Origin of the sequence: Methanoregula sp. UBA64 (assembly GCF_002502735.1) — an archaeon.
In the GTDB taxonomy this organism is placed as follows: Archaea; Halobacteriota; Methanomicrobia; order Methanomicrobiales; family Methanospirillaceae; genus Methanoregula.
In genome coordinates this window covers 401,142-425,238 of the sequence record NZ_DAQC01000001.1, presented here as the reverse complement: position 1 = coordinate 425,238, position 24,097 = coordinate 401,142, and the positions used below count along the sequence as shown (strand labels likewise).

Genomic DNA, 24,097 nt, shown 5'->3' with positions numbered 1-24,097 from the left:
GCCACGAGCGTGCGGGGCGAAGCCCCTGGAGCGTCAGCATTTTCCGGTCCAAAACGGATGAACTTTTTCGCATTACATTTTGGGCATGCAATTTTCACTCATAATCATTCCGTAAATCTTTCTTGTCGTTAGGGGCTGAAACAGTACATTACCCTTTAAAAAAAACGGTTAATGATGATCACGCATTATTCACGAGCGAACGGTACGTGGTAATCAGCGAGACATCGAGAAGGAGAAGTGCCGGTATTTCGAGGCAGACAAGAACGACAAGCAGGATTTCCTCACCATTGTGACCGGCAATGACAAAGGATCCCTGGAGCATGACAAAGATCATGGCAAAGATCAGGGCGAAGTTGATGAGCACCGAGGTATGGTAGAGTGCATCCACGGCGCGCTTGCAAAAGCCGGCAAAGCCTGCCGCCCGTGCACGTACAGCCGATCCGGCCAGCCGGGTAACGGCCCCTGCCCGGCTCCAGAGTGCCGCCCTGCCGGCAGGGTCGGGCCGGCGGGCAGAGCGCAGGGTAAAGAGAACGGCCCCGGCAATCAGGACAAGTCCCGCACCGAGGAACAGCCACGGGGGAATAATGCTCCCGGAGGTACCGCTTCCCGGGCGATGGACAAACGTGGCATGCTCGTAGAATTCCAGTTCCTCCGGAGCAGTCTCTGCCAGCCGGGACCCGGCCTGCACCATGTCGACCGTTGCCAGGGTGGTCCCGGTGCCGGTATCGACCAGCGTAAGGGTCCGTGCATCCGGGGAGTACGGGAGGACCACCCGGATCTCCACGGCCGGTGTATACTGGGTATACTCAGCAACCGAGACCGTGCCATCGTCATGCTCGATCAGGGCATCGCCTACCTGGTACCGGGGATCGCGGAGATAGAATTTTGTCAGGGCGCGGTTGCCGGAATCGGCAAGGGTGCCTTCGATCGGCCCGGCCTGGATACCCGGGTCGGGCGCGGTCCCGTACCAGATCCCCGACGATTCCTCGGTCACCCCGTGATCGTCAAAGATAAAATCCACGATAAAGATCTTCTGCCATGCGCCGAAGCTCTCCGCGGCAGCGGGCGTACAGAGCAGGAGGAGCGCGAGCGCCACTCCCGCAACCGCAGCCCAGGACAATTTTTTTCTCATCGTCTGCCACCCGGGTTAGTACCCCGCCAGGATTCCCTGGATCCGGTCCGTCGATGCGCTCCCGAACTTCCCGTAATATGCCTCGTTCATGATATCCGGATCCGGATCCCAGCGCCAGAAGTCCTTCCGGCATCCTGCCGAATCATCGCTGATCCGGCGGCAGCCGTCCGGGTCACGGACGCGCCGTACCGCATCCTCGCGGCACTTCTCCTCCGAGCTCCAGATATTGGGATTGGGATCGTTCTCGCGGTAGTAGGTGTTCCCGCAGTACGTGTCCATGAGACTGTACAGCCCGTGGCCGGTCTCGTGTATGCCCAGGGAATACTGGTCCGCGGCAATCTTGAGGTACACGTTCCCGAGGCCGTTGGTATTGGTGCAGCCGATCGGCTGGCTGGCCGGATCGAGGTACCGTCCGTAATATTTCGGGTAGAGCAGGATGGTGAGATCGCCAAACGTTACCTCCTCCCAGTACCGTTCCGGGATGGTGCCCGCACACCCGTCAAAGGCATCGCCGAATGTCTGCCCGTCCCAGAAATAGTAGAAGTTGAACTTACCAGGGTAGGCATTTGCAGCCGACGCGTTTTCGTACATGAGGGAAGGGCTTGCAAGGAACGTGCGGTTGATAAACCGGGATACATCGGCCGCAAACTGTTCCCGGCCGCCGGGATAGCCGGCATACCGGAGCTTTGTCCGGGTGGAACCGTTGAACGCGGTGTCTGAGGGCACAAAGACCACATCGATCTTCCGGTCCGGGGGGCCGTTTATGAGCACCGGGTGGATCGAGGACTCCTCGAAGTCGAGGTCCAGCGAACATATCTCGGCAAGATCGATTTGCGAGATCCAGTCCCGGTAGCCCTGCCGGGCTGCCCGGAACATGACCGTCCCTACCGGATACGATCCTTCCCGCAGGACAAAGATCCCGTCGCTGCCGGAAACGCCGGCAAACGTATCGTCGATATAATAGGACACGCCCTCAAGCGGCGTCTGGTTTTTTGCATCCCGGGCCCGGAACACGATATCCCCGCCGGGCGGTCCCTGCTGCTCGAACCGTACGGAGAGCGGGGTTTTGGGCAGGGGAATGATCCCGGACAAGAAGATGCAGAGCATCCCGCACCCGAAAATGACGAGCAGGATAAGGTTGATGCGCCATTTTTTTTGCATGGTGTTGCTCCGGGGAACAAATCCCGCGTGCAGGAACGCGGGTTCTCAGGGAAATACAATGCGGCCGATAGTATATTAGCATTATTTATATTTTTTAAAAGATTCCGAAGATCACCGGTTCTTTTCCAGGTATGCGTCCATGGAAAATTTCCGTTCGAGCCCTGCCGCGTTCATGTACCGCACCATGCCAAAGACCGGCCGTTCCTTCCAGGGCCGGTCGTGCTTGCCAAAACACCAAGCAACCCCGGCATAGCCGTTCGGGTCGCGCCCGTCGATCTCGTACTTGTTGTTGAGATACAGGGCAGTTTCGTATGCTTCCTTTGGGGTCGGCGACCATTCGAGGATCTTCTTTCCCCAGTACATCCGCAGGTAGCCCTGCATCTTCCCGGTCCGGACCATCTCCTTCTGTGCTGCGTTCCAGTACGGGTCGTGGGTGGCGGCCCGTTCGAGTTCGTCCCGGGTGTACAGGTACTCCCGCCGGTCGCCGGCATGGGCGGCAAGAGTACGCCCCGCCCACGCGGGAAGGCAGGCAATTGAATCGTACCGGTTGTTATAGGTCACGAAGTTGATTGCGAGTTCCCGGCGCACGATGAGCTCTTCGAGAAATGCCGGAACACCCGGGCCGCCGTGCTCCCGGGCCTTGAGGGCGAGCGTGACCGGCGAGACCTGCCCGAAGTGGAGGTACGGGCTCATGCCGGATGCAATACCGGTGCCCGGGTCGTTCCTTCTCTCGCCAAAACGGTCGAGGCCCGTAGCAAGGAACGCGTCGAAACGGCGCAGGGCCTCGTCCGTGCCGCCCCGAAACGCCGGCGATGGCGGTACGCTCCGGTCGATTTTTTGCCCGTCAGGGACTGTGGAGACCGGTTCGCCGGCAGGGGCAGGGATATCAAGGGAGAGCGAGGACCGGGCCGGGGCCCGGGCCGGGGCCCGGGCCGGCACCTGAACAAGGAACCGGTCGAGCTGTCCGGCAATCTTTTTCCGGATCGTTGCTGCCGAGTACTCCTCCTTGTCCGATGCGGTCCGGACCGGGACTGCCACGTTTGCCTCGACCTGCAAAAACGGGCACGGGCAGCGGGCCGCAACACGCTCGTACCATTCCTGTTCGGGCCGGAGGTAGCCCCGGTCGGCGACAAGAAGCGCAGCGTTTCCTGCAAGGGAGAGGATGCCGTCCGCCGGATCCTGAACCGCGAGCACAAACCGGATCCCAAGCGCCTCAAGCGCACGGCCGGCTGCATGAAGCCCTTCGAGCATGAATGTGAGATGGCGGAGGTTTGCCTCCGGGTATTTGGGAAAAAAGCCGAAGTATGCGACCACCGGGAGGTGCAGGGCATCCGCCCGGTCAATGGCATACATAAGCGCCGGGTTATCGTCCGCACGGTGCGAGGACTGCATCCAGTACAGGACATAGTCTTTTGAACGCGGCGGTGCGCTGGTGATCACCCGGATACGGTCGGGATCGACCCGGCTCTCTGCCATCGGTCTTCTCTTGACCTGCCGGGTCTTAAAAGGTGGCGCTTATATAGGGGCGTACCGTTGGCGGGAAATTTCAGAGCAGTTTTGTCTCTTCGGTCGGTCGTGGCACCTTGACGACCAGGATCCGGAGGTCTGCGCTGCTGGTGTTTATCCAGCGGTGCGGGATCCGTGCCGGGCTCTCGACAATGCAGTCTTTACCAACGGACTTCTGTTCGTCCCCGATCTCGACCGTGCCGGATCCTTCGAGCACAAAAAAGAAGACATCGACCGACGTGATATGTTTTTTTAGCGACTCCGCGGGCCGGAGCAGGATAACAACGGCCTGGGCATGGGGGGTGTCGTAAATTTTCCTCGCATCAACATGGTGGGGGTTGGGGCCCGGCACGATATCGGCAACAGCAGTGATCTTCATGGTTGTTCCTTCCTTTCGGTTATTCTACCATTATGCTTTTCCCGTCCCGCACCCGGTCGCTGCGGTCCCGGCGGGGATCCCGCCGGCATACCGGGACGGGTCGCGGCCGGTGCACCGGCCGGTGCGGCGGGCAAGAAGATACCGGTACCGCAGGGGGGATGAACGGCCCTCGCGCTCCAGCATCTCGACCTTTTTTACAATATAGGGAAACTCCCCGTACGAGGAAAATTCGAGACGGTGCAAAAACCCGGCAATGGTCCCGGACTGGTACCGCGGGAGACCGTAGCGCTCCCGGATCTCCCGCACGGTCACCCACTGCTCGGGCTCCCCGGACTCTTCCATGAACCGGGCGACAAGATCCGGGACTGCTGCGTATTTTGCCATCCTGTTCCGGTACCTTATGTCGAAGCCCCGGGATCCTGCTCAATGGCAAAAAGGATCTTTTCCATGACCGCATCCACGGCTTTTGCCGTGGGGGATCCGGGATCGGCATTGATGAAGGGTTTTCCTGCATCGCCCGCGGTAACCATGGCGGGATCGAGCGGGATTGCGCCGAGGAACGGGACACCGAACTTCTCCGCTGCCTTCTTCCCGCCGCCTTTCCCGAAGAGGTCGAGGACTTCGTGGCAGTGAGGGCAGACCATGCCGCTCATGTTCTCGACAACGCCGATCACGGGCAGGTCCATCTTTTTGATAAACTCGATGGCCTTTGTCGCGTCGAGGACCGCAACGTCCTGCGGGGTTGTAACGATCACGGCACCGCGGACGTTCGGGGCCAGCTGCGCGATCGAGAGCACCTCGTCGCCCGTGCCCGGGGGCAGGTCTACGACCAGGTAATCGAGTGCGCCCCAGTTAACCTCGGCAAGGAACTGCTGGATTGCGCCCATCTTCATGGGGCCGCGCCAGACCACCGGCGTGCTCGTGTCGGGAAGGAGAAACGCCATCGACATCACGGCAAGGTTCGGCGCTACCATGACCGGCTGGATGCATTTTGCAAGCACGGCCGGGCGCTCCTTTTCGATCCCGAGCATTTTGGGGATGCTCGGGCCGTGGATATCGAGGTCGAGGAGCCCGGTGTTCTTCCCGCGGTTGGCAAACGCGGTCGCGAGGTTGACGGCAACGGTCGATTTCCCGACCCCGCCCTTGCCCGAGAGGACGAGGATGACGTGCCGGATATTGACCTTTACTTTTGGAGGGAGGCCCTTTGGCTGCGGGGTCTTCTGCGCCGAAGAACAGCTGTCGCAGCTGCCGCTGCATTCGGTATTCTGTGCGGGATTTGGGGTGTTTGTAGTCTGGGTCATGATAAATCGGGGAAAAAACGGTACGGTTAGTCCTTTCTCTCTTCTGCGGTGACCTGTGCGAGGATCTCTTTGGTCTTTCCGATACTGACGATCTTTCCGCCCCGCATGAGGGCTACGCGGTCGCAGATCTCCTCGACAAAGTCCATATCGTGCGAGACTATCACAAAGGTCTCGTCCATCTCGTCCCGCGAGTGCAGGATCGAATGCTTTACGTCTTTTTTGGTGAGGGGGTCCATGGTCCCGGTCGGCTCGTCGAGGATGACGAGGCGCGGTTCGCGGATGAGCACCTGCGCGAGCGCAACCCGGTGCCGCTCCCCGTCGGAAAGTTCGGAGGGGAGCCGGTTTAGGATCGCCTTTGATTTTTCCGGCGTGAACCCGGCCATGCCAAGCGTGATCACGGCTTTGCGTATGGCAAGTTCTTTGGGGAATTCCAAGCCGATCGCATCGGTCAGGTTGTCGATCACGGTCCGGTGCGGGTACAGGTCGTACTCCTGGTGCAGCAGGCCGATGTACTCCTTTGCCCGGCCGCGCTCGTTGATCCCGGGTTTGGTCATGTCCACCCATTCGTCCCCGATCCGCACGTTCATCTCGCCGCTCGTGGGCTCGATTATCCCGGCAATAATCCGCGAGAGCGTAGTCTTACCGGCGCCGCTTTTGCCGATGATCCCGAAGATCTCCTTTTCCGCTACATCGAAGGTAACGAGGTTGACTGCCCGCACAACGCCGCGGTCCGCGGAGATGTACCGTTTTGCTACGTCGCGTGCCGAAAGGATCGTCCTGCCGAACTCCGGTACTTCCTCGCGCTCGTCTTCCGCTGCATTGCGGGTGAACTCCCGCACGATCTTTCTCGGCTCGCCCATGGCTGCGATCTTCCCGTCGACAAGGAGGATCGCGGTATGCGCCATGTCCTCGATCACCTGCGAAAAGTGCGAGGTGACAACCATGCCCATCGTGTTTGCTTTCGCGGCTTCGGAGAGCATGGCGTGGACGATTTTTGCAGTCTCGGGATCGAGCGTGCCGGTGGGTTCGTCCGCAAAGAGGAGCGCGGGATCTTTTGCCAGCTGCCGGGCAAGCACCACCCGCTGCTTCTCGCCGCCCGAGAGGTCGCGGGCAATATGCATCATCCGGTGGGAGAGCCGGACCTGGTCGATAAGGTCAGCGGCCCGGTTCACCGCATTGTCGGACGGGTACCCGATGTCGTCGAGCGCACGCAGCACGTTTTCTATCACCCGGTCGTCGCCATAGAGCGCAAACGTCCGCTGGAACATGATCGCGGTCCGGTGCATTACCCGGGACTTCAGGGCCTCGTTTTTAGGGTTCCAGAAGTCTACATCGAGCGCCGCGAGCGTGCCGCCGCATTTCGGGCAGGCCGTTTTTACCCGGCTCGGGACATCCACGTATTCGCAGTCCGGGCAGGCAGCAACATGGTAAACGATCGAGCCGCCGGTGGGCGGGTCCTCGACGCCACGCAGCAGGTGCATGAGAACGCTTTTTCCGGCACCGCTCCTTCCGATGATGCCGACAATCTCTCCTTCGGGAATCTCGAACGAGACATGGTCGAGCACCCGGTTACCGCTGTAATCCATACAGAGATCGCGTACACTGACAAATGGCTGGGTCATGGTATCGGTTCGCAGGTTATTTGAGTGCTGGTTCTTTTTCCGGGTCCGATTCTTCTTTTTTGGGAGCGGGATCCGCACGGGCCGGTTTCCTGCAGGGCCCGCGCCCCCTCCCGATGATCCGGCCGCGCTTTAAGGGGCCGGTCCCGTCAAAATCTGGCATCTCGCATCAACCTCGTAGTATGTGGAATTATTTCCCATATGAGCATAAATAAGTGCGGATTTGACGTTAAAAAAAGGGCAGAGCTATTGGTTCCCGGCAGGGGTGCCGGAGCCGGGCAGAACCTTATGTGCCGCCGGTCTGCAGGAGGGCCGCGGCAAGCGCCCGGACCCCCTCGCCGAACACGGAGTCGCGGTCAAGGAGCCCGGCAACCGCAGGATCGGCGGCCATTACTTCCGGATCGTACGGCAGGAAGACTGCTGTCGGAAACGCGGGCCGGCAGCGGTCGCTCCCGCAAACCTTTGCCACATCTTCATCGCCGCGGACCCTGTTCACCGCGAAGATAATTTTCGGGATCCCGAGTTCACCGGCAAGCCGGGCGGATTCCCGTGCAACCGCTACTGCATTGAACGAGGGATCCGCGATCACTACCGCACAGGAGAAGCCGTCTGCAACCGCCCTCCCGAAATGTTCGAGGCCGGCCGGGGTATCGAGGATGACGATATCGTCAGGTGAGAGGCGCATGTGCCGGAGAATTGCGGCAAGCAGGGCATACTCCGGGCAGAGGCACCCGGCACCGGCCTGGTTCACGCTCCCCATCACGAGCAGGCGAAGACCGGGCGCGACCTCAACGGAGAACCGGTCGGTAACATCGCGCACGTCCGGGTTGAGCGCAAAGAACCCGCCGGGCGTAACCCCGGGCCCCGCCCCGGTTTTTTCCCGGATATACTCCCGGCTCTCTGCAACCGGGACGATCCGGGCGGCGGCATCCGGGGAAAGCCCGAGGGCTGCTGCAAGGTTCTGCTGGGGATCGCCGTCCACGGCAAGCACCCGTTTTCCCTTGCGGGCAAAGATATGGGCGAGCAGGGCGGCAACCGTGGTCTTCCCCACCCCGCCTTTCCCGGTGATGACGACCCGGATACCGGCCCCGCCGTCTTCCGGCATACTCATATTCCCAGTCCCGTCCGTTTCTGTTCGATGTGGTTTGCGATCAGGTCCGCGGCTTTTACCGGGTCTGGTTCGACAGCGAAATTTGCCCCGGTCACGTTTGTGAGGCCGGTTGTCAGGAGCGAGACGACCGGCGGGCTTCCTGAAATGTGCGGCATCACGCCAAGCACGGTATACACTCCCGAAGCAACGAAATAGGCGCCGATAGAGACCGCCTTCTGCGAGTACCATTCCGGCGCGGCACCGGCTATCGGCAGTTTGTGGATCGGGACGTTGAGGGCATTACCCAGCTCCGCTGCAAGGACAAGGATCCTTGAATTGTCTACGCACGAGCCCATGTGGAGCACGGGCGGGATCTTTAAGGATTCGCAGACCGCCCGCAGGTCGTCACCGGCAAGGGCCGCTGCCTCCGGCATCAGGAGGCCGGCTTTTCCCGTAGCGATTGCGGCGCAGCCGGTCTCGACGCAGAGGATGTTTTTCTTAATAAGCGCTTTTGTGAGCGCCACATGGGCGGAGTCATGTTGGATATGGGGGTTGTTGCAGCCGACAATCCCGACCGCTCCCCGGATCTTCCCGGCCGCGATGAGATCGATGAGCGGCTTAAACGATCCGCCGAGCGCTTTTTTGATGGCTTCGTTGGAAAAACCGGACATGAGCGGTACCGGTTCGCCCGGGATGAGCACGCGCTGCGGGTTGCGGTTTTTGAAATTCCCGACTGCCATTTTCACGATAGCCTTTGCCGTGGCATACCCGTTCTCCGGAGTAAAACCGAAGTAATAGGAACCCGGGATCTTCGCCTTGGGGCTTGTTGAGATAACCAGCGTGTGGAAACAGCTCGCCGTGCGCGGGAGCGAGGGGAAGATGCACTGGTAATCCACGACCATTGCCTCGAGCGCCCCGGTCATGATGACCAGCTCCTGGTTGAGGTGGTTGCCCGCCATCGGGACGCCCTTGCGCATCAAAAGTTCGCTTCCCGTGCAGCAGAGCCCGACAAGGTTGATCCCTTCTGCGCCGTTTGCCCGGGCAAGGGCGACGAGCTCCGGGTCGGCAACCGCCCGGACAATCATCTCGGAGAGCACCGGGTTGTGGCCGTGGACCGCGATGTTGACGTATTCTTTTTTGAGCACCCCCAGGTTCACGGACGACGTGCGGATCTCCGGCGTGCCAAAGAGGACATCGGAGATGTCGGTCCCGATCATCGAACCGCCCCAGCCATCGGAAAGGCTGCAGCGCAGGCCCTGGAGCAGGATATTGACATAGTCCGCACCCACCCCCATCTGGATCCGGTGCATACAGTCCACGACTTCGCGGTCGATTCCCCGGGGCGCGATGCCGGCGGCGTCCCAGAGATCCCGGGTGGCCTTTGGCGCCCGGGCCGTAAGCTGGAGCAGGTTCTTTGCCATGCCGTACTCTTCGATCATGGCCCGCCCGAGTTCGCCGGCACATTTTTTATCGTCCGCTCCTTCGGTACTGATGCCGTACTCCCGGCAGAGCCGGCGGAGCTTTTCCGGATCGGCGATGCCGTAATCGGTAGTTTTCCCGGTCCCGACCAGGTACAGCGTCTCGACAATATCCCGGCCATGATCGGAATGGGCGGCAGCCCCGGTCGCGATTGCATCCAGCAGGTTCCGTGCAACGATGAGATCGGCATCGGCACCGCAGACGCCGCGGATCCGGTGGGGCGGGATGATCCGGCACGGCCCCATCGTGCACCGGGAGCACGAGATCCCGGCCTCGCAGAATTTACAAGGCGGCTGCTGCATTTCGAACCGGTCCCAGACCGTTTCGAGACCTTCTTTTAACGCCATCTCGATAAGCGGTTTGGCGACTTCGTCGATTGTGCGCTCCTCGCGTTTCTGCGCGACAAGTGCCGGGTTCAAAAGGGACATTCGGGCGCGGTCAAGCTCGCAGACATCGAGCCTTTCCCGCACCAGTACGGGTTTTGGTTCTTCGTCTCCCATGGCATATCACACCAGGCATGTTAACAGGGCGTATTCTTTATAGGATAGTATAAACCCTTTTTGACCGCACCATACCCGGATACCAGCGATAAATGCGGCAGGAAAAAAAGGTACGGGCGGGGGCCGGCCGCTGGAAGATCGGCCCCCGTTTTAAAAAAGACAACGATAATACCGCTGATTACTTTGAACCCGGTGCAGCGACAACGACTTTTATTGCCGCAGTAAGTTCCGGCAGCATCTCCGCGGGCAGGCCCATCACCATCTCGCCTTCGGCAATACCGGAGTAGCGCCGCGACCCGTCGCACCCGAGCGAGAAGTTGGGGTGGCCGGTAAGATATGTCTGTGCGGCTGCATCGGCGCAGACCGACTGGATGCCGGAGAACTCCGCGTGGATCCGGCCGCCGAGCGTAAAGAGCGTGGCCTGGGCGAGCTTGAGCATGGTGCGGGGGCTTGCAATGATAAAGACAACCTGCGGGACGAAGGGCGCGTTTTCAAGCGGCGCATACAGTGTTGCGTACGTCTCCTTAAGGCCCAGGTGCGGGATGTGTTCGATCGTGCGCTTGCACGAAGGAGCGCTCGCAAACTTGCCGAGCTTGAAGTAGAACTCACCGGTCTTGAGCGTTTGCGTGATGTCCTTTAACCCGAGCGCCCATGCACCGCCATTGCACTCGTGGCGGTCGGCTGTTGCATAGAAGGCCTTGTTCTCTTTTCTTGCAACCATGACCATGGTGCAGTGCCTCATGACCTTGTCGATCTCGGGCATGCCGGCCGGGATATCCTCCTTTTTTGTCGCGAACTTGAAGGCAACCGGGGAGCCTTCAAGGCCAAGGTATTTTGTGAGGACTTCAGCGGATTCCTTAAAATCCACTGCGATCTTTAAGGGTTCGTCTGTCATCGTATAACCTCGCGGCGCCGCTGCCTGTCGGGCGGGCCTTAATTACCCATATGAGCAGAACTACTTAAAAGATGGTGGGTCGGCGGTATGCCCGGCAGAAGATAACCGGGACGGGAGCGGTTTTTCAGGACAGGTTTTCCGTATCCGGTGATTGTGCCCGGGGACAACACGGGCACCGGCCTTCGGCAGCGCGGCGGCAGCCGGTCATCTCGATCCCCTTGCCGTTGACAAGGGCATCCGTGATCTTTTTCCTTGTCTCGTGCAGGTCGCGCCATGCGGTTTTGCGCGAGACGCCGAGCCGGGTTGCTGCTTCCTCCTGTTCGAGCCCTTCGATATCGATCAGCCGCAGCAGTTCGAGCTCCTCGGGGGTCAGGGTGACATTGGCCCCGTCCTTTTCCGGGCAGCACCGCGGCTCATAGCAGCGGGCATCCGCTCTCCCCTCGATAATTCTCCGGACCCGCGGCCGGCCGCGCCGCCGGCATTCAGCCGGGGCAACTGTCTCGTCTGGCTCCATATATCCTGTGATTATATAATTCCCTGCTGCCGGGATTTAACTATAGCCGCACCCGGGTGTGCAGCGGCACCGGCAGGTTCCGCATCCGGCCGGGCTCTTTTTACCGGGCGGACCCGGATAAGGTAGCGCCGGATCATCCTGCCGGGCATCTCCGGGGCGGCCACGGTCTCGATCCTCACGACCGTATACGGGCCGGGGATGGACGGGCTGTTGTACATCCGGCGGAAAAATCCCGAGAGTGCACAGGAGAACGACTTGTCCAGGCCAAATAGATCGCGGAACTCCTCGACCGTGATCCAGCATTCCCGTTTTGCCTGCGTATGCATAAAGCGTGCAAGCAGGTCCGGGAAGAAGGGGTCGCGTCCGTTCATGGGTTTTTTTCAAACCTCCCGGCTCCCGTTCCCTCATACGGGCATACGGGGAAGGCCGGTCTTATATTACACATATGCGCAAAAACAATTAAAACCTGTGGAAACGGCACGCGAAAACAGGAACCCGGTAAAATTTTTTTAGCACCGGAAGGATCCGGCCGGGATACACAGTTCGAACTGCACGCCCCCGCCATACAGGCCGGTCTCGGCAATGGTAATACCGGTTATCGAGAGGATCTCGCGGGTCAGGAACAGGCCAAGGCCGGTATGTTTCCCAAAGCCTCGCTCGAAGATCCGCTGCTTGTCCTTTGCCGGGACTCCCGCCCCGTCATCGGTATAGAGGAGCAGGCAGGCTTCGCCGCGCATCTCGTACCGGACCGCGATACGCCGGACATGCTCGCCGTGCCGGATCGAGTTGTCGAGAAGATTTTCAAAAACTTTTGCAAGGAGCGGGTCGGCATAGATCTCCAGGCTTTTGGGCGGGGCAGACAGGGCGATGCCGGTCCCTTCGATTGCCGGTTTTAAGGAGGAGAGCAGACCGGCCACGTTCTGCCACTGCGGTTCTTTTACCCCTATATCCTCGTAGGTTTTCGTGAACTCGATCTGGCGGAGGATATTTCCTGCCACGGTCTCCTCCTTTGCGATCGTTCTTTTCATCTCGTCGTCCGTGGCCATCATATTCGAGAGTTCGATATAAGCAAGGAGCGCGGTAAGCTGGTTGGTGATGTCGTGCCGGGTAATGGAAGAGAGCAGGTTGAGTTTCTTGTTCGCGAGCACGATAGCTCTCTGGGAGGTATCGAGCCGGCTGTTCATCTCGGTGAGCTCCCGGTTCTTTGCAAGCACCTGCTCGTAATAGGCATTCATCTGGTCGACCACGGTCCCGATCACCGCTGCAACAATGACGAGCATCGTGGCCCGGAGCAGAGCATCGACCGGAATGCCCGGGGCAACAAGACAGCTCACGGCAACATGCAGTCCGCCGAAAAAGAGCGCAACCCAGACTGCCCGTTTCCCGAACCAGACCCCGGCTGCGACAACGATCAGGTAGAAGAAATGGGTATAGACTACCGATATCCCGTACCCGAGATGGAGGACTATTTCAAGGATCAGACCGGCAGTAACGAGGGCAATGAAAATGAGAAGACGGGGCTGGGCGGAGATATCCAGCCACCACGCCGGCGGATTGCTCGGGGTACGGATCACCTGGTTTCCTCGCAAAATTACCCGGAAAAATGCCACATACTGCGATATATAGGCTTGGAAATCTGTTCAAAAAACCGTCCGTTTATAAATTGGGAAATATACTGTTACGTAACCCCACGGTTTTACCGGACACAGTCTATCTCGGGCGAATACGGCTTGAGGTCAAGGACCGGTGTGCCATCGAGCGAGTCGAGGCCCCGGACGGTAAGGACCGGACCTTCCGTTTTTATGAGGTCTACCACGCAGAGTCCGATCGGGTTGGGACGGTTCGGCGAGCGGGTGGCAAAGACGCCGTGGTCCGTGCTGCTGCCGGGCGGGGTTGCAACGAGCGCCGAACGGTCGGCCCGGTCGAACCAGGAGAGGACGATCACGTGCTTTTTTGCGGCAAGGTCGCGGAGACCGGGAAGGTACTGTTCGTCAATCACGATCTCCGAGACCGTGTCCGAAAGCCGGCCCTGGCGGGGGGCGTCCTTTGGTAGCTTGTAGGGCGAGCGCACGTACCCGATGGGGCACAGGGTCATCTGCATACCGGAACCTTCTGCCGGAACAGATTAAGGTTTTTTGTTTCCCTGCACTCATTCCAAAAAGTGGAACGGTCCCGGGGATTCGCTCCGCCGCAGGGGCATTCCCGATAGCAATAGTGCGGAATTACCCGTACTCCTGAACCGTCTTCTCTTTTGATCCTGCCGGCAGATCGGGCGCTTTCTCCGGAATCACGTGGACGGCCGAGGCCTTGAACGTCGCATAGACCGTGCAGCCTTCGGTAAGGCAGAGCTCGCTTGCGCTCTCCCGGGTGAGCAGCGCACAGAGCGGGAAGCCGGCATCGATCATGACCCGGACCGTGCTCCCGGACGGGACGATCGCGACGATCGTACCTTCGAGCCGGTTTCTCGCACTCGACACGAACGGTTCCCGTGAGACGATGATGTCTTCGGCATGCAGCGTGGCGACTGCCGGGCCCTCCTCTGCCTCCGCCGCGACAATGACCGCGCCCGATCCCGTTACGATCTCGGTAAGGTCCCCGGCCCGCCGCGCCGTACCCCGGATCTGGTTTTTTATTCCCACAAAGTCCGCAACAAAGGTATCCCGCGGGTGCCAGAAGACCTCGTCCGGCGTCCCGGTCTGGACGATCTGACCGTCCCGCATCACCGCGACCCGGTCGGCAAGGGCAAAGACCTCCTCGAAATGGTGCGTGATCTGGATCACGGTCGTACCCGTGATCCGGTGAATACGCGCGAGCTCCTGGCGCATGTGCTCGCGCATTGCGGAGTCAAGCGCGTTCGTGGGTTCATCGAGCAGGAGCACCCGGGGTTTCAAGACGAGCGCCCGGGCAAGGGCCACGCGCTGCTGTTCGCCGCCGCTCAATGTTTCCGGGTACCGGTCGAGCAGGGGAAGGATTCCGAGCATCCCCGCGGTCACACGCACGGCTGCTTCCTTTGCTGACGGGTCCGTTTTTTTCTGTGTAAGGCCAAACCCGATGTTTTCCCGGATTGTAAGGTGGGGGAAGAGCATGTAGTCCTGGTACACGACCGCGATATGGCGGTCGCGCGGTTCGGCATGCGTGATATCTTCGCCGTCCCAGCAGATCCGCCCGGCATCCGGGGTATGGATACCGGCAATCGTTTCAAGCACGATCGTCTTTCCCGCACCGGTGGGCCCAAGGAGCATGAAGTATTCCCCGGTCCGGATCGTAAAACTGATCTCCCTTACCGAAAAGTTCCCGAGCGTTTTAGTTACGGATTCAACGGTCAGCGTCACGGCATCATCCCCCTAAAAGACATGCACCTCATCGGCAAAGTCCTCGACAATACAGATGGCGGCAAGCGAGATCAGGATCAGGATGACCGCTGCCGCAACCGCAAGGTCGAGGTCGCCGGTCGAGAGATTGAGGTACAGCGCAATGGGCAGGGTCTCGGTCCGCATCATGGTTGCCCCGGCAAGCATCAGGACTGCCCCGAACTCGCCCATCGCCTTTGCCCAGGTAATCGTCGTGCCCGCGACAAGGCCCGGGCGTGCAAGCGGCAGGGTCACCTGCACGAACGCGCCGGCATCCGTACAGCCCAGTGTCTTTGCCACGTTCTCGTACCGCGGGTTCACCGCCACAAAGGAACTTTTGAGGATCCGTATCATGTACGGGAGGTTCACAAAGACCTCTGCAACGATGATCCCAAGAGGCGTAAAGACCACGCCAAAGCCCGCCGCATCGAGTGCCTTTCCCCAGGGCGTTGTCCCGAAAAAGAGCAGGAGCGCAATGCCGGCAACAAGCGGGGGAAGCGCGAGCGGCACGGTGAGAAGGAGGCTTACGATCTTTTTTGCCGGGAAATCGTAGCGCGCCAGCGCATAGGCCGCCGGGATGGCAAGCGCAACGCAGATGGCAGTCGAGATCGTGCTCGTTACCACGCTTAAGGTGATGGCAAATTCGATCTCGGGGCTCGCGAGGCTTGCGGCAAGCGCCGGGAGCGGAGGATAGAGAACCAGCTCTGCAAGGATAACTACGATAATAAAAAAGACGATGCCGGTGAGGGCCAGAAACCAGCGTCTCATCGGTCTTCTGCCCTCCGGGACGAACCGGTCACGCGTGGTGTCCGGTTGTATCCGGTGTCCCCGATACCTGCGCGGAAGCTTCGGCCAGCCGTGACAGGTGCTCTTTTGTCACCCAGCCGGTCTTTGCATCCGGGATCGAATCGAACGCCGGGATGTACGGCTTGATGTCGAGGATCGGCGTCCCGTCAAGGAGGTCGAGACCTGTTACGTGCAGGATGTTTCCTTCGATACGTTCGAGCGCCACATAGCCGATCCCGATCGGGTTGGGGCGATTGAAGTGCCGGGTGGCAAAGATGCCGTGCTCCATGCTGCCGTCCATGAGCGGTTTTTCACAGAGCGCCTGCTTTTTTGAGCGGTTGAAGTGGCAGATCAAAATAAGGTGGGAGAATCCCTCCAGGTTCTTTAATCCTGCCGCAAACTCCGGGAAGACTTCGATGGTTCCCTTACACCGGGAAAACCGGCTCTGGATGGGAGGGGCCCCGGGCGTACACAGTCCGCTGTGGATAACGCCAACGGGGGTAAACGCTACGGTCATGCAGCAGTATCTCCCTGCTTACGGCTTGACGTTTGCGTAGGTGGCGTTCGGGTAGGATACGAATCCGTGCGCAGCAAAGATTGCCTTACCCTCATCGGATGCGACGAAGTTGACGAACTGGTTTGCCGCATCGGTGTTCTGCGAGAACGTGGTCGTGCCAATCGGGACGATCAAAACAACGTTCTGTGCGAGCGGGATATCGATCTTGTCCATGGTTGCCGGGTCATACTGGTCGAGCGTGAGGACGGCAGCATCGACCTGGCCGGTCTTGACCGCGGTGGTGAGTTCGTTCACGGTCGGGGTCCGGGTCACGACATTCTTCTCTACTGCGGCGGTGATGTTGAGCGCCTTGAACATCTTTGCGGCAGCCTTCCCGATTGCGGTTGCATTCGCATCGCCAAGGCCGACCTTGAGGTTGGGCTGGGCAAAGTCAGAAAGCGAGGTGATATTCTTCGGGTTGCCCTTCTGGACAACGATCACCGGTATGTGGTAGGCAACATACTGGCTGTCGTTTACCAGTCCCTGGCTCTTTGCCGTGCCAAATTCAACGGTCGAGCCGGGCATGAAGACATCGCCTTTCTTCGAGAGGTTCATCTGCGGGACGAGCGTTCCCGCGCCGCCGTAATTGTACTGGACGACAATGCCGGTCTTTTTGTTAAATACCGTGCCGATCTCATCGAGCGGGGCCTTGAGGCCGGCGCCGGCATACACAAGGATGGAGGTTCCCTGCGATGCGGCCGCAGTCCCGGATACTGCCGGGGTTGCAGCGGTCCCGGCAGAGCCGGAGGAGGTCGACGTGCAGCCTGCCGCAATAAGCAGGCAGACAACCAGGATGGCAAGGATGCCGATACTTCGTAATGATTTCATACTCCACATATGCGCAAAATTCCCTGATATACCTAATGATCTGGTTTGACTTGCCGGATATGTATACTATAATCGATTACCTTGCAGCTCCCTCATGAATACTCGCGGATCTAAAAAACGCCCGGGTACCGCCCGGAATTTTTTGGAATTGAGCCCGGATCCGGGCCGGAAAGATGCCCCCGTTCATCACGCCCGGTTGCCCAAAACAAGTCTTAATACCATAACGCAACAAGAGTTGAGAAGATGGGAGAGAAAGCACTTGCCGGCGGTCCCACACAGGACGAGATCATGGCGGTCTCGCTCTTTAAGCTCGGGATCCGGCCCGGAGATCTGGTTTTCGATATCGGCTGCGGAACCGGGAAGGTCGCGATCGCCATGGCCGGCCGGGCAAAGAAGGTCTGGGCCATTGACCGGCGCCCGGAAGCGATTGCCTGTGCAACCGCTGCGGCAGAAAAGGCAGGGGTAACCAATATAGAATTTTTCTGCGGCGAAGCTGCGGATTTCCTTCCGACCGCACCCGCTGCGGACTGCGCTTTTGTCGGGGGTTCGCGGGAGATCGAATCGTTCCTGCCGGCACTTGCCAGAACCGTGAAGCGGACGATCGTGGTAAACGCGGTTCTTGTCTCCACGCTTGCCACAGTAACGGATGCCATGCAGACGCTCGGGATCTTCTCCGGAGCCGTGCAGGTCCAGGTCTCGCGCTCGCACCCGCTCGGGAAGAGTTTCATGTTTGTCCCGATCGATCCGGTCTATATCATCGTGGGGAGGGGAACGGCATGCTCGTAGGTCTGGGTCTCGGGCCGGGAAACCCGGAGCTTTTGACGCTCCGCGCCGTCCGACTGCTCAAAGAGGCGGACACGGTCTTTGTCCCGGGCCGGATCGCGGCAGACCTTGTCGCCCCGTACCGCGAGTCCGTGATGCTCGACTTTCCCATGACCGGTGACGAGGACCGGATCCGTGCGTGCCTTGAAGCAAATGCGGAAAAGATCGCGCCGGTGGCAAAGACCGGCCTTGCCGTCTTTGGTATCCTCGGCGACCCGAACTTTTTCTCCACCTTCTCCCGGCTTACCGCAATCCTTGCAGAGCGCCACCCGGGGATCGCGTGCCGGACCGAACCGGGCATCAGTGCCATTACCGCATTTGCGTCCGCAGCAGACGTCCCGCTTGCCGGGAGTTTTATCGTCTCGGACGGGAACAAGGATCCGTCGGCCCTGATCCGGCTAAAGGCACGGCACCCCCAAAAGATAGTTTCCGATCTCCGGCGCGAAGGCTATCGCGAGTTCGTGCTTGTCGAGCGGATGTTCTTTTCCGATATGAAAGTGTACCGGAACGATGAGATCCCGGAGAAGACCGATTACATGAGCGTGCTGTACGCGGGGCGCTGATCATGACCGCAAAAAAAGAGAACGGGACGCACGGGCCGGTAGTCTGGTTTGTCGGCGCCGGCCCGGGCGACCCGGAGCTTATCACCGTAAAAGGGCAGCGGCTCGTACACGATGCTGATGTCCTCATCTACGCGGGATCGCTCGTGAACCCCGACCTTGTCGCGGCATCGAAAGCACCGCTCAAGCTCGACAGCTGGGGCATGCACCTGCCGGAGATGGTGGACGTGATGGTCCGCGAGGCTGAAGCCGGGAAGAAAGTTGTCCGGCTCCACTCGGGCGACCCTTCGCTCTATGGCGCAATTGTCGAGCAGATCGAACTGCTCGAAGCGCGGGGAGTATCGGTACAGATCGTGCCCGGCGTCTCATCGCTCTTTGCGGCAGCGGCGGCTCTCAAAACCCAGCTCACGCTCCGGGGCGTCTCGGAATCCGTGATCGTGACCCGGCCGGCGGGAAAGACCCTTGAATCCGATCAGATCCGGGAGTTCTCCCGCATGGGCCAGACCATGGTCGTCTTCCTTGGCACCGAGAAATTCAGCGAGATCACGCAAAAGCTCGAATGCCCCAAAGAGACCCCGGCCGCGGTCGTGTACCATGCGTCCTGGCCGGACCAGAAGGTTGTCCGGGGCACCGTTGCCGATATCGCAGAGAAAGCAGCAGCGGCCGGTATCGAACACACGGCACTCCTTGTTATCGGGGGGATTGCCGGCGAGACAAAACACGGCCACACCCGCTCGCACCTCTACTCATGAACGGTACCGCTGTCATTGCCCTGGCCCGGTTCCGGCACAATGCCGAACGGATCGCGCTCTTCCTTGACGGGGAATACTACGAGTACCACAAGGGGGTCTTTGCCGAGTGTTTCCTCTCGGCACAACGGATCGTTGCCCTGATGTCGGCCGGGATCGTAGTGCGGAGTATCGCACCGCTCCTCTCGGACAAGTGGGACGACCCGGCCGTGGTTGTCGTGACCCCGGATCTTGCGTACGCGATCCCGATCCTCGGCGGCCACCACGGGGCAAACGACCTGGCAAAAGAACTTGCCGGCATCGGGATTGTCCCGGTCATCTCGACCGCTACCGAAGCGTTCGGCCACGACTCGGTCGAGGCGATTGCCGAACGGAACGGCTGCGAGATCCTCAACCGGGCCTCGACCCGGGCGGTCAATGCGGGAATCCTCGACGGGAAGAGCCGGGTCTGGCCGGTCCCGGGGCCGGGCATGGTAATAGCCGGCCCGGATGTCTCGGTGCTCCTCGAATCCGGCACCTGTACGATTGGCATCGGGTGCCGCAAAGGCGTGGAGGCCGGCGAGGTCACGGCAGCCGTCCGCGCCGCTCTGAAAGAGGCAAAAATTGAGACAAAGGATCTCCTGTGCTGTGCAACCACCGCAAAAAAACTTGGCGAGACCGGACTTATCGAAGGGGTTGCCGCAATCCCTGCCAATTTAATATTCCTTGATGATGACACTATTAACGCGCAGTCCCCCCAGTCGCCATCGGGAGCAGGCCGGATCGGCCTCGTGGGGGTAGCCGAGCCGTGTGCGCTTGCAACGGCCCGGCACCGCGAGCTCGTTATGAAAAAGAAAGTTTTCGGGAAGGTGACCATTGCCATTGCCCGCTGAAGATACCAAAAACGGCCTCTGGATTGTCGGGTGCGGACCCGGGAAGCAGGAGTACATGACCGGCCGCGCCATTGCCGCGCTTGCCGGGGCAGAGTACATTATCGGGAACGACAGTTACCTTGTCCCGCTCGCCCCGCTCATTGCGGGAAAGAACGTGATTAAGAGCTCGATGGGCAAAGAAGTCGAGCGGGCGAAGAAAGCCATCGAACTCGCAGCATCGCACCGGGTGGCGATCGTCTCGGGAGGCGATGCGGGCGTGTACGGCATGGCGGGGATCGTGCTCGAAGTGCTCGAACATTCGGGTGCGGAAGTTCCGGTCGAAGTTGTCCCGGGGGTCACCGCGGCGCAGGCAGCAGCCTCGCTTATCGGCTCGCCGTTCTCGGGCGATTATGCCACGATCAGCCTTTCCGATCTCTTAACCCCGCTCGAAGTGATCGAGAAACGGCTCGATGCGGTCTTCTCGGTCGGGATCCCGGTCGTGCTCTACAACCCGCGGAGCAATGGCCGGCCCCACAACTTCGCGCTTGCCATCGAGCACGCACGGAAGTTTTACCCGGCAACCGTGCCGGTAGCGATCGTAAAAAACGCCCTGCGGGAAGGACAGGCCGACCCGGTGATAACTACACTTGGGGAGATCGAACGATCCATTGATCTCATCGATATGCACACGACCGTTATTATCGGGGGACTGGAGAGCAGGATCTGGAGGATGGGAGACCATGTCAGAGGAATCATCACGCCACGGGGATATCAGCGCAAATACGTATATTGACCTCGGCGCAACGACCGGCGAGGCCTACCGGATCTCAAAGACTTCGCGGGCACTTGCCCGGAAAAAACTGGGGAACAACACTCCCGAGGACCGGGTGCGCCAGCGGTGCTCGATCGCGGTCGGGGATTTTGCCATGGCAGACCTGCTGCGCTTTAGTCACGATCCGGTCAGCGCGGCAATCATGGCCCTCAAAGCCGGCGCCCCGGTGATCACCGATATCCGGATGGTGCAGGTCGGCATCCAGAAAAAAGGGCACCGGTCCGAAGTGCTCTGTGCTCTGGATTATGGCAGCGATATTGCAAAGGCCCGGGAGATCACGCGGAGCTCGGCCGGAATCCTCGCACTCCGCGACCGGCTCCCCGGCTCCATACTGGTGATCGGGAACGCACCTTCCGCGCTTCTCGTTATCTGCGATCTTATCCGGGAGGGCGTGCGCCCGGCAGTCGTGATCGGCATCCCGGTCGGCTTTGTGAATGCCGCAGAGTCCAAGGCCCTGCTGCGCACGATCGATATCCCCTCGATCTCGACCGAAGGGACCCGGGGAGGTACGCCGGTCGCTGTTGCAGCGATAAACGAGTGTATCACGATCCTTTCTGAGGAATCCGCGCAATGAGGGACCCGGTCACCGGCTTTGTCTATCCCCCCGGCTGGATTGCAAAATGCACCGACCCTGCGGGACTTGCCCGGGTCGGGCAGGGATTTGCCGTCCTGACCGCGTCCGGTACCGTTCTTCTCCGGGGAAACACGACCGGGACTACCGCGGCCGCGGCCTGCAAGGCAGCAGTCCTCTCGCTCGATCGCGGGATCGACCGCGTCAGCGTCCGGCTGCCCTGCGGCCTTGTGGCCGAAGTCCCGGTGACTGCCCGGGCCGGACGGGCTTTCGCAAAAAAATACTCCGGCGACTACCCGTCCGATGTGACCGCGGGGATTGAATTCGTTGCAACCGCGGTCCCCGCACCGGAAGGAATCCGGCTTGTCCCCGGTGCCGGCATAGGCCGGTTCGTGCGGGACACCCCGCGCTACAAAAAAGGCGCGCCGGCGATCAGCGAAGCGCCGCTTGCCTGCATCCTTGCCGGCATGGAAGAGGCGCTCGCCGGAACCGGCCGGGCCGGTGCCACGGTCACGCTCGAAATCCCGGCAGGGGAGCGGGTCGGGAACCTGACCCTCAACCCGAAGATCGGTGTTAAAGGCGGGATCTCGGTGCTCGGTACAACCGGGCTTGTCGAGCCCTGGGACGACCACCTGGAAGAATCGGTGCAGGCCCGGGTTGCCGGGGCAGAGAACCCGGTCATCACCACCGGCCGGGTCGGGCTCCGGTACTCGCGCCTCCTCTTTCCCGACCGCGAGGTCGTGCTTGCCGGCGGGAAGATCAAAGAAGCGCTTGCAGCCGCAGGCGGGAGCGTTGTTCTCTGCGGCCTGCCGGCGCTGATCTTAAAATATATCGAACCCGATATTCTGGTACGGACCGGGTATGCTACCGTGGAAGAACTCGCGGCTTCGCCGGATTTTAAAAAAATTGCCGGCCGGGCCCTCCTGGCATATAAGGCCAGAAGCCCGCAGGTGCGGGTGGTACTGGTGAACCGGGACGGGGAGATCATAGGAGAATCGCCATGAAGATCGTTGGAGTCGGGTGCGGGCCGGGCATGCTCACGGAGCAGGCAATCCAGGCAATAAAAACGGCAAAGAGTATCTACGGGTCGGGCCGGGCCATTGAACTGGCGCGGAAATATATCCCCAAACACAGCCTGGTCCGCCCGATCTCGGACTACCGCAACCTCGCCCAGCTGCCCGAGAATGCCGTCATCCTCTCGACCGGCGACCCGATGCTTGCCGGCCTCGGGTATCTTCCCGGGGAGGTAATCCCCGGGATCTCGTCCCTCCAGGTCGCGACCTCCAAACTTCATATCCCGCTCTCCCGGGTGATCGTGATCGTTGCCCATGGCCGGGGCCACGAGAAGGCAATGCACGATACTCTTGACGAACTCCGGCGCGGCCGGATCGTCTTTTTGATTGCCGACCCGAAGTTTAACGTGCACGAACTCTACCGCAGGCTCGGTGCTGCCGTCCTCCCGCCGGAGATCAGGGTCGCGGTCTGTGAGAACCTCGGGTACCCGGACGAACGGATCACCGTTGACGATCTTTCCGCCCCCCCGGTCCCGGAATCGGACCTCTACACCCTTACCATCGGCGAATTCGAAGACCCGTCGGGCCATGCGCTGCCCCGGTAGATCGTCCCTCCCGCACACAAAACCACCGGACAAAGATTTTTCTTTTTTGCCCCTCCACGGTAGATACGGAGGTTTTAGATGGATAAAGCAACAAAAACCCAGTTCAGTTACCTCTTCTTCATCGCGGGCCTTATCATGCTCCTCATACCGGAGCTCAACGGGCTCGGGTTCGTCCCGTACGAGATCCGCCAGTATTTTTCGGTGGTCTTCTACCCGGGACTTGCCTGCGTGATCATCGGGTACTGGCTCCGGTAAAAGACCGGGCCGGTTCTTTTTTTTCCGGCTCCCGTCCGGAATATCATTGCCGTACTCAGGTTCGGGAAAAATCCCGTGTGTACTTTTTTGGCGGTTCAGGGAAACTGTAATCAGGTCTGCACCGGATTTTTTTAAAGTTAAACTAAAAAGATTTCTTTGAGTTTGTCAAAGGCTATACTATTTTTACCAGTGGTGGCCAATTTTCTTTGGGTATTAACGTATGAGCCTCAACAACATCGATACCAAGCAGGTCATTGAGTACAAAAAGGAGATCGAGAAGAATCCCGCCGATGCCCGGTTCACGGCAAAGATCGAGGGCGACTGGCTCTTTACCGAAGGCGGGCCGCAGTTCCGGTCTGTCGTTAAGGTAAAGGACGGCAGCTACACCATGGAAGCCTGTCACCCGAACTTTGCCGGTCCCTGCAGCCGCCCGGGCCCCATGGCTTTCGGGCTCTTCTGGTATGCAGCCTGTTTCTCGAGCACCTTTGTCACCGAAGCGTCGATGCGGAATATCCGGCTGACCCACGTGAAGACCCGGGTCGAGGCAGACCTGGATTACACCGCCCAGTTCGATCTCGGCAAGCAGCCCCTCGTGGGTGCCGTCCGTGTCTTCATGGATGTCGGCGGGGACATTTCCGCATCACAGATTGAAGAACTCAGGGAATATGCGGTCACGCACTGCATGGGCATGTACTCCGTCCAGCACGCACTTCCCTTAAAAGCCGAAGTAAAAAAGGTCTGAA

General features: G+C 60.1%; 29 protein-coding genes. 10 read left to right on the top strand and 19 right to left on the bottom strand.

The genetic code is table 11. The features are described from left to right. Positions 1–178: 178 nt before the first annotated feature. The 19 genes from BP758_RS02105 to modA form a co-directional block, all read right to left on the bottom strand. A complete protein-coding gene (locus BP758_RS02105) occupies positions 179–1,132 on the bottom strand; it encodes a hypothetical protein (RefSeq protein WP_292368257.1) in 954 nt (317 codons plus the stop codon). Positions 1,133–1,147: 15 nt separating this feature from the next. Continuing rightward, complete coding sequence (locus BP758_RS02100) at positions 1,148–2,293, bottom strand: hypothetical protein (RefSeq protein WP_292368255.1); 1,146 nt, start codon at positions 2,291–2,293, stop codon at positions 1,148–1,150. A gap of 111 nt (positions 2,294–2,404) precedes the next feature. Then, positions 2,405–3,769 carry a deoxyribodipyrimidine photo-lyase gene (locus BP758_RS02095; protein WP_292368253.1) on the bottom strand — a complete coding sequence of 455 codons (1,365 nt, stop codon included), beginning with the start codon at positions 3,767–3,769 and terminating at the stop codon, positions 2,405–2,407. Between the two features lie 70 nt (positions 3,770–3,839). Then, complete coding sequence (locus tag BP758_RS02090; RefSeq protein ID WP_292368251.1) at positions 3,840–4,178, bottom strand: cupin domain-containing protein; 339 nt, start codon at positions 4,176–4,178, stop codon at positions 3,840–3,842. Positions 4,179–4,208: 30 nt separating this feature from the next. Beyond that, positions 4,209–4,562 carry a hypothetical protein gene (locus tag BP758_RS02085; RefSeq protein ID WP_292368250.1) on the bottom strand — a complete coding sequence of 118 codons (354 nt, stop codon included), beginning with the start codon at positions 4,560–4,562 and terminating at the stop codon, positions 4,209–4,211. Between the two features lie 14 nt (positions 4,563–4,576). Continuing rightward, positions 4,577–5,479 carry an Mrp/NBP35 family ATP-binding protein gene (locus BP758_RS02080; RefSeq protein ID WP_292368248.1) on the bottom strand — a complete coding sequence of 301 codons (903 nt, stop codon included), beginning with the start codon at positions 5,477–5,479 and terminating at the stop codon, positions 4,577–4,579. A 26-nt stretch (positions 5,480–5,505) separates the two neighbouring features. Continuing rightward, entirely contained in the window at positions 5,506–7,101 is a 1,596-nt protein-coding gene (atwA, locus tag BP758_RS02075) for a methyl coenzyme M reductase system, component A2 (protein WP_292368245.1), read from the bottom strand. Positions 7,102–7,117: 16 nt separating this feature from the next. Next, the gene (locus tag BP758_RS02070; RefSeq protein WP_292368243.1) at positions 7,118–7,261 is read right to left on the bottom strand and encodes a DUF5320 family protein; all 144 of its coding nucleotides are present in this window, start codon (positions 7,259–7,261) and stop codon (positions 7,118–7,120) included. Positions 7,262–7,384: 123 nt separating this feature from the next. Then, positions 7,385–8,209 carry an AAA family ATPase gene (locus BP758_RS02065; protein WP_292368241.1) on the bottom strand — a complete coding sequence of 275 codons (825 nt, stop codon included), beginning with the start codon at positions 8,207–8,209 and terminating at the stop codon, positions 7,385–7,387. Further along, positions 8,206–10,167 (bottom strand): anaerobic carbon-monoxide dehydrogenase catalytic subunit, encoded by a 1,962-nt coding sequence (gene cooS, locus BP758_RS02060; RefSeq protein ID WP_292368239.1) that lies wholly within the window; start codon positions 10,165–10,167, stop codon positions 8,206–8,208. Before cooS ends, BP758_RS02065 begins: the two co-directional genes overlap by 4 nt. 178 nt (positions 10,168–10,345) lie before the next feature. Then, positions 10,346–11,062 (bottom strand): DUF169 domain-containing protein, encoded by a 717-nt coding sequence (locus BP758_RS02055; RefSeq protein ID WP_292368236.1) that lies wholly within the window; start codon positions 11,060–11,062, stop codon positions 10,346–10,348. Positions 11,063–11,186: 124 nt separating this feature from the next. Beyond that, a complete protein-coding gene (locus tag BP758_RS02050) occupies positions 11,187–11,576 on the bottom strand; it encodes a DUF134 domain-containing protein (RefSeq protein WP_292368234.1) in 390 nt (129 codons plus the stop codon). Positions 11,577–11,587: 11 nt separating this feature from the next. Then, positions 11,588–11,947: a hypothetical protein gene (locus tag BP758_RS02045; RefSeq protein WP_292368232.1), complete on the bottom strand. Its 360-nt coding sequence runs from the start codon at positions 11,945–11,947 to the stop codon at positions 11,588–11,590. Positions 11,948–12,085: 138 nt separating this feature from the next. Further along, positions 12,086–13,150, bottom strand: coding sequence for a sensor histidine kinase (locus BP758_RS02040; RefSeq protein ID WP_292368230.1), 1,065 nt, complete (start codon positions 13,148–13,150; stop codon positions 12,086–12,088). A gap of 122 nt (positions 13,151–13,272) precedes the next feature. Next, positions 13,273–13,677: a tRNA (N6-threonylcarbamoyladenosine(37)-N6)-methyltransferase TrmO gene (gene tsaA / locus BP758_RS02035; protein ID WP_292368228.1), complete on the bottom strand. Its 405-nt coding sequence runs from the start codon at positions 13,675–13,677 to the stop codon at positions 13,273–13,275. Between the two features lie 121 nt (positions 13,678–13,798). Then, positions 13,799–14,908, bottom strand: coding sequence for an ABC transporter ATP-binding protein (locus BP758_RS02030; protein WP_292368226.1), 1,110 nt, complete (start codon positions 14,906–14,908; stop codon positions 13,799–13,801). A 12-nt stretch (positions 14,909–14,920) separates the two neighbouring features. Then, a complete protein-coding gene (locus BP758_RS02025) occupies positions 14,921–15,694 on the bottom strand; it encodes an ABC transporter permease (protein ID WP_292368224.1) in 774 nt (257 codons plus the stop codon). Between the two features lie 28 nt (positions 15,695–15,722). Continuing rightward, positions 15,723–16,229, bottom strand: a complete 507-nt coding sequence (gene tsaA, locus BP758_RS02020) for a tRNA (N6-threonylcarbamoyladenosine(37)-N6)-methyltransferase TrmO (RefSeq protein ID WP_292368222.1) — start codon at positions 16,227–16,229, stop codon at positions 15,723–15,725. Positions 16,230–16,247: 18 nt separating this feature from the next. Beyond that, on the bottom strand, positions 16,248–17,096 hold the full coding sequence (gene modA, locus BP758_RS02015) for a molybdate ABC transporter substrate-binding protein (protein WP_292368220.1): 849 nt from the start codon (positions 17,094–17,096) through the stop codon (positions 16,248–16,250). A gap of 243 nt (positions 17,097–17,339) precedes the next feature. Here modA and BP758_RS02010 point away from each other — a divergent pair, with 243 nt between their 5' ends. The 10 genes from BP758_RS02010 (at position 17,340) to BP758_RS01965 (ending at position 24,096) form a co-directional block, all read left to right on the top strand. Continuing rightward, positions 17,340–17,882 carry a bifunctional cobalt-precorrin-7 (C(5))-methyltransferase/cobalt-precorrin-6B (C(15))-methyltransferase gene (locus tag BP758_RS02010; RefSeq protein WP_292368218.1) on the top strand — a complete coding sequence of 181 codons (543 nt, stop codon included), beginning with the start codon at positions 17,340–17,342 and terminating at the stop codon, positions 17,880–17,882. After that, positions 17,873–18,481, top strand: coding sequence for a cobalt-factor II C(20)-methyltransferase (locus BP758_RS02005; protein WP_292368216.1), 609 nt, complete (start codon positions 17,873–17,875; stop codon positions 18,479–18,481). The genes BP758_RS02010 and BP758_RS02005 overlap by 10 nt, the downstream gene beginning before the upstream one ends. Positions 18,482–18,483: 2 nt before the next feature. Beyond that, the gene (cobM, locus tag BP758_RS02000; protein WP_292368213.1) at positions 18,484–19,230 is read left to right on the top strand and encodes a precorrin-4 C(11)-methyltransferase; all 747 of its coding nucleotides are present in this window, start codon (positions 18,484–18,486) and stop codon (positions 19,228–19,230) included. After that, a complete protein-coding gene (gene cbiG / locus BP758_RS01995) occupies positions 19,227–20,099 on the top strand; it encodes a cobalt-precorrin 5A hydrolase (protein WP_292368211.1) in 873 nt (290 codons plus the stop codon). Before cobM ends, cbiG begins: the two co-directional genes overlap by 4 nt. Beyond that, a complete protein-coding gene (gene cobJ, locus BP758_RS01990; protein WP_292368209.1) occupies positions 20,089–20,871 on the top strand; it encodes a precorrin-3B C(17)-methyltransferase in 783 nt (260 codons plus the stop codon). Before cbiG ends, cobJ begins: the two co-directional genes overlap by 11 nt. Then, positions 20,819–21,484, top strand: coding sequence for a precorrin-8X methylmutase (locus tag BP758_RS01985; RefSeq protein ID WP_292368208.1), 666 nt, complete (start codon positions 20,819–20,821; stop codon positions 21,482–21,484). The genes cobJ and BP758_RS01985 overlap by 53 nt, the downstream gene beginning before the upstream one ends. Beyond that, complete coding sequence (locus tag BP758_RS01980; protein ID WP_292368206.1) at positions 21,481–22,485, top strand: cobalt-precorrin-5B (C(1))-methyltransferase; 1,005 nt, start codon at positions 21,481–21,483, stop codon at positions 22,483–22,485. Before BP758_RS01985 ends, BP758_RS01980 begins: the two co-directional genes overlap by 4 nt. Continuing rightward, positions 22,482–23,099 carry a cobalt-precorrin-7 (C(5))-methyltransferase gene (locus BP758_RS01975; RefSeq protein WP_292368204.1) on the top strand — a complete coding sequence of 206 codons (618 nt, stop codon included), beginning with the start codon at positions 22,482–22,484 and terminating at the stop codon, positions 23,097–23,099. The genes BP758_RS01980 and BP758_RS01975 overlap by 4 nt, the downstream gene beginning before the upstream one ends. A gap of 78 nt (positions 23,100–23,177) precedes the next feature. Continuing rightward, entirely contained in the window at positions 23,178–23,354 is a 177-nt protein-coding gene (locus tag BP758_RS01970) for a hypothetical protein (RefSeq protein WP_292368202.1), read from the top strand. 220 nt (positions 23,355–23,574) lie between these two features. Beyond that, entirely contained in the window at positions 23,575–24,096 is a 522-nt protein-coding gene (locus BP758_RS01965) for an OsmC family protein (protein ID WP_292368200.1), read from the top strand. Position 24,097 lies beyond the last annotated feature (1 nt).

Coding starts and splice junctions, on each gene's coding strand:
- BP758_RS01970 (WP_292368202.1), top strand. CDS start 23,178: ATGGATAAAGCAACAAAAACCCAGTTCAGTTACCTCTTCTTCATCGCG.
- BP758_RS02045 (WP_292368232.1), bottom strand. CDS start 11,947: ATGAACGGACGCGACCCCTTCTTCCCGGACCTGCTTGCACGCTTTATG.
- BP758_RS02065 (WP_292368241.1), bottom strand. CDS start 8,209: ATGAGTATGCCGGAAGACGGCGGGGCCGGTATCCGGGTCGTCATCACC.
- BP758_RS02105 (WP_292368257.1), bottom strand. CDS start 1,132: ATGAGAAAAAAATTGTCCTGGGCTGCGGTTGCGGGAGTGGCGCTCGCG.
- BP758_RS02080 (WP_292368248.1), bottom strand. CDS start 5,479: ATGACCCAGACTACAAACACCCCAAATCCCGCACAGAATACCGAATGC.
- BP758_RS02085 (WP_292368250.1), bottom strand. CDS start 4,562: ATGGCAAAATACGCAGCAGTCCCGGATCTTGTCGCCCGGTTCATGGAA.
- BP758_RS01965 (WP_292368200.1), top strand. CDS start 23,575: ATGAGCCTCAACAACATCGATACCAAGCAGGTCATTGAGTACAAAAAG.
- BP758_RS01980 (WP_292368206.1), top strand. CDS start 21,481: ATGAGGGACCCGGTCACCGGCTTTGTCTATCCCCCCGGCTGGATTGCA.
- modA (WP_292368220.1), bottom strand. CDS start 17,096: ATGAAATCATTACGAAGTATCGGCATCCTTGCCATCCTGGTTGTCTGC.
- BP758_RS02090 (WP_292368251.1), bottom strand. CDS start 4,178: ATGAAGATCACTGCTGTTGCCGATATCGTGCCGGGCCCCAACCCCCAC.
- BP758_RS01985 (WP_292368208.1), top strand. CDS start 20,819: ATGTCAGAGGAATCATCACGCCACGGGGATATCAGCGCAAATACGTAT.
- BP758_RS02055 (WP_292368236.1), bottom strand. CDS start 11,062: ATGACAGACGAACCCTTAAAGATCGCAGTGGATTTTAAGGAATCCGCT.
- cooS (WP_292368239.1), bottom strand. CDS start 10,167: ATGGGAGACGAAGAACCAAAACCCGTACTGGTGCGGGAAAGGCTCGAT.
- BP758_RS01975 (WP_292368204.1), top strand. CDS start 22,482: ATGAAGATCGTTGGAGTCGGGTGCGGGCCGGGCATGCTCACGGAGCAG.
- atwA (WP_292368245.1), bottom strand. CDS start 7,101: ATGACCCAGCCATTTGTCAGTGTACGCGATCTCTGTATGGATTACAGC.
- BP758_RS02095 (WP_292368253.1), bottom strand. CDS start 3,769: ATGGCAGAGAGCCGGGTCGATCCCGACCGTATCCGGGTGATCACCAGC.
- cbiG (WP_292368211.1), top strand. CDS start 19,227: ATGAACGGTACCGCTGTCATTGCCCTGGCCCGGTTCCGGCACAATGCC.
- BP758_RS02005 (WP_292368216.1), top strand. CDS start 17,873: ATGCTCGTAGGTCTGGGTCTCGGGCCGGGAAACCCGGAGCTTTTGACG.
- BP758_RS02050 (WP_292368234.1), bottom strand. CDS start 11,576: ATGGAGCCAGACGAGACAGTTGCCCCGGCTGAATGCCGGCGGCGCGGC.
- BP758_RS02070 (WP_292368243.1), bottom strand. CDS start 7,261: ATGCCAGATTTTGACGGGACCGGCCCCTTAAAGCGCGGCCGGATCATC.
- tsaA (WP_292368228.1), bottom strand. CDS start 13,677: ATGCAGATGACCCTGTGCCCCATCGGGTACGTGCGCTCGCCCTACAAG.
- BP758_RS02100 (WP_292368255.1), bottom strand. CDS start 2,293: ATGCAAAAAAAATGGCGCATCAACCTTATCCTGCTCGTCATTTTCGGG.
- BP758_RS02010 (WP_292368218.1), top strand. CDS start 17,340: ATGGGAGAGAAAGCACTTGCCGGCGGTCCCACACAGGACGAGATCATG.
- cobM (WP_292368213.1), top strand. CDS start 18,484: ATGACCGCAAAAAAAGAGAACGGGACGCACGGGCCGGTAGTCTGGTTT.
- tsaA (WP_292368222.1), bottom strand. CDS start 16,229: ATGACCGTAGCGTTTACCCCCGTTGGCGTTATCCACAGCGGACTGTGT.
- BP758_RS02025 (WP_292368224.1), bottom strand. CDS start 15,694: ATGAGACGCTGGTTTCTGGCCCTCACCGGCATCGTCTTTTTTATTATC.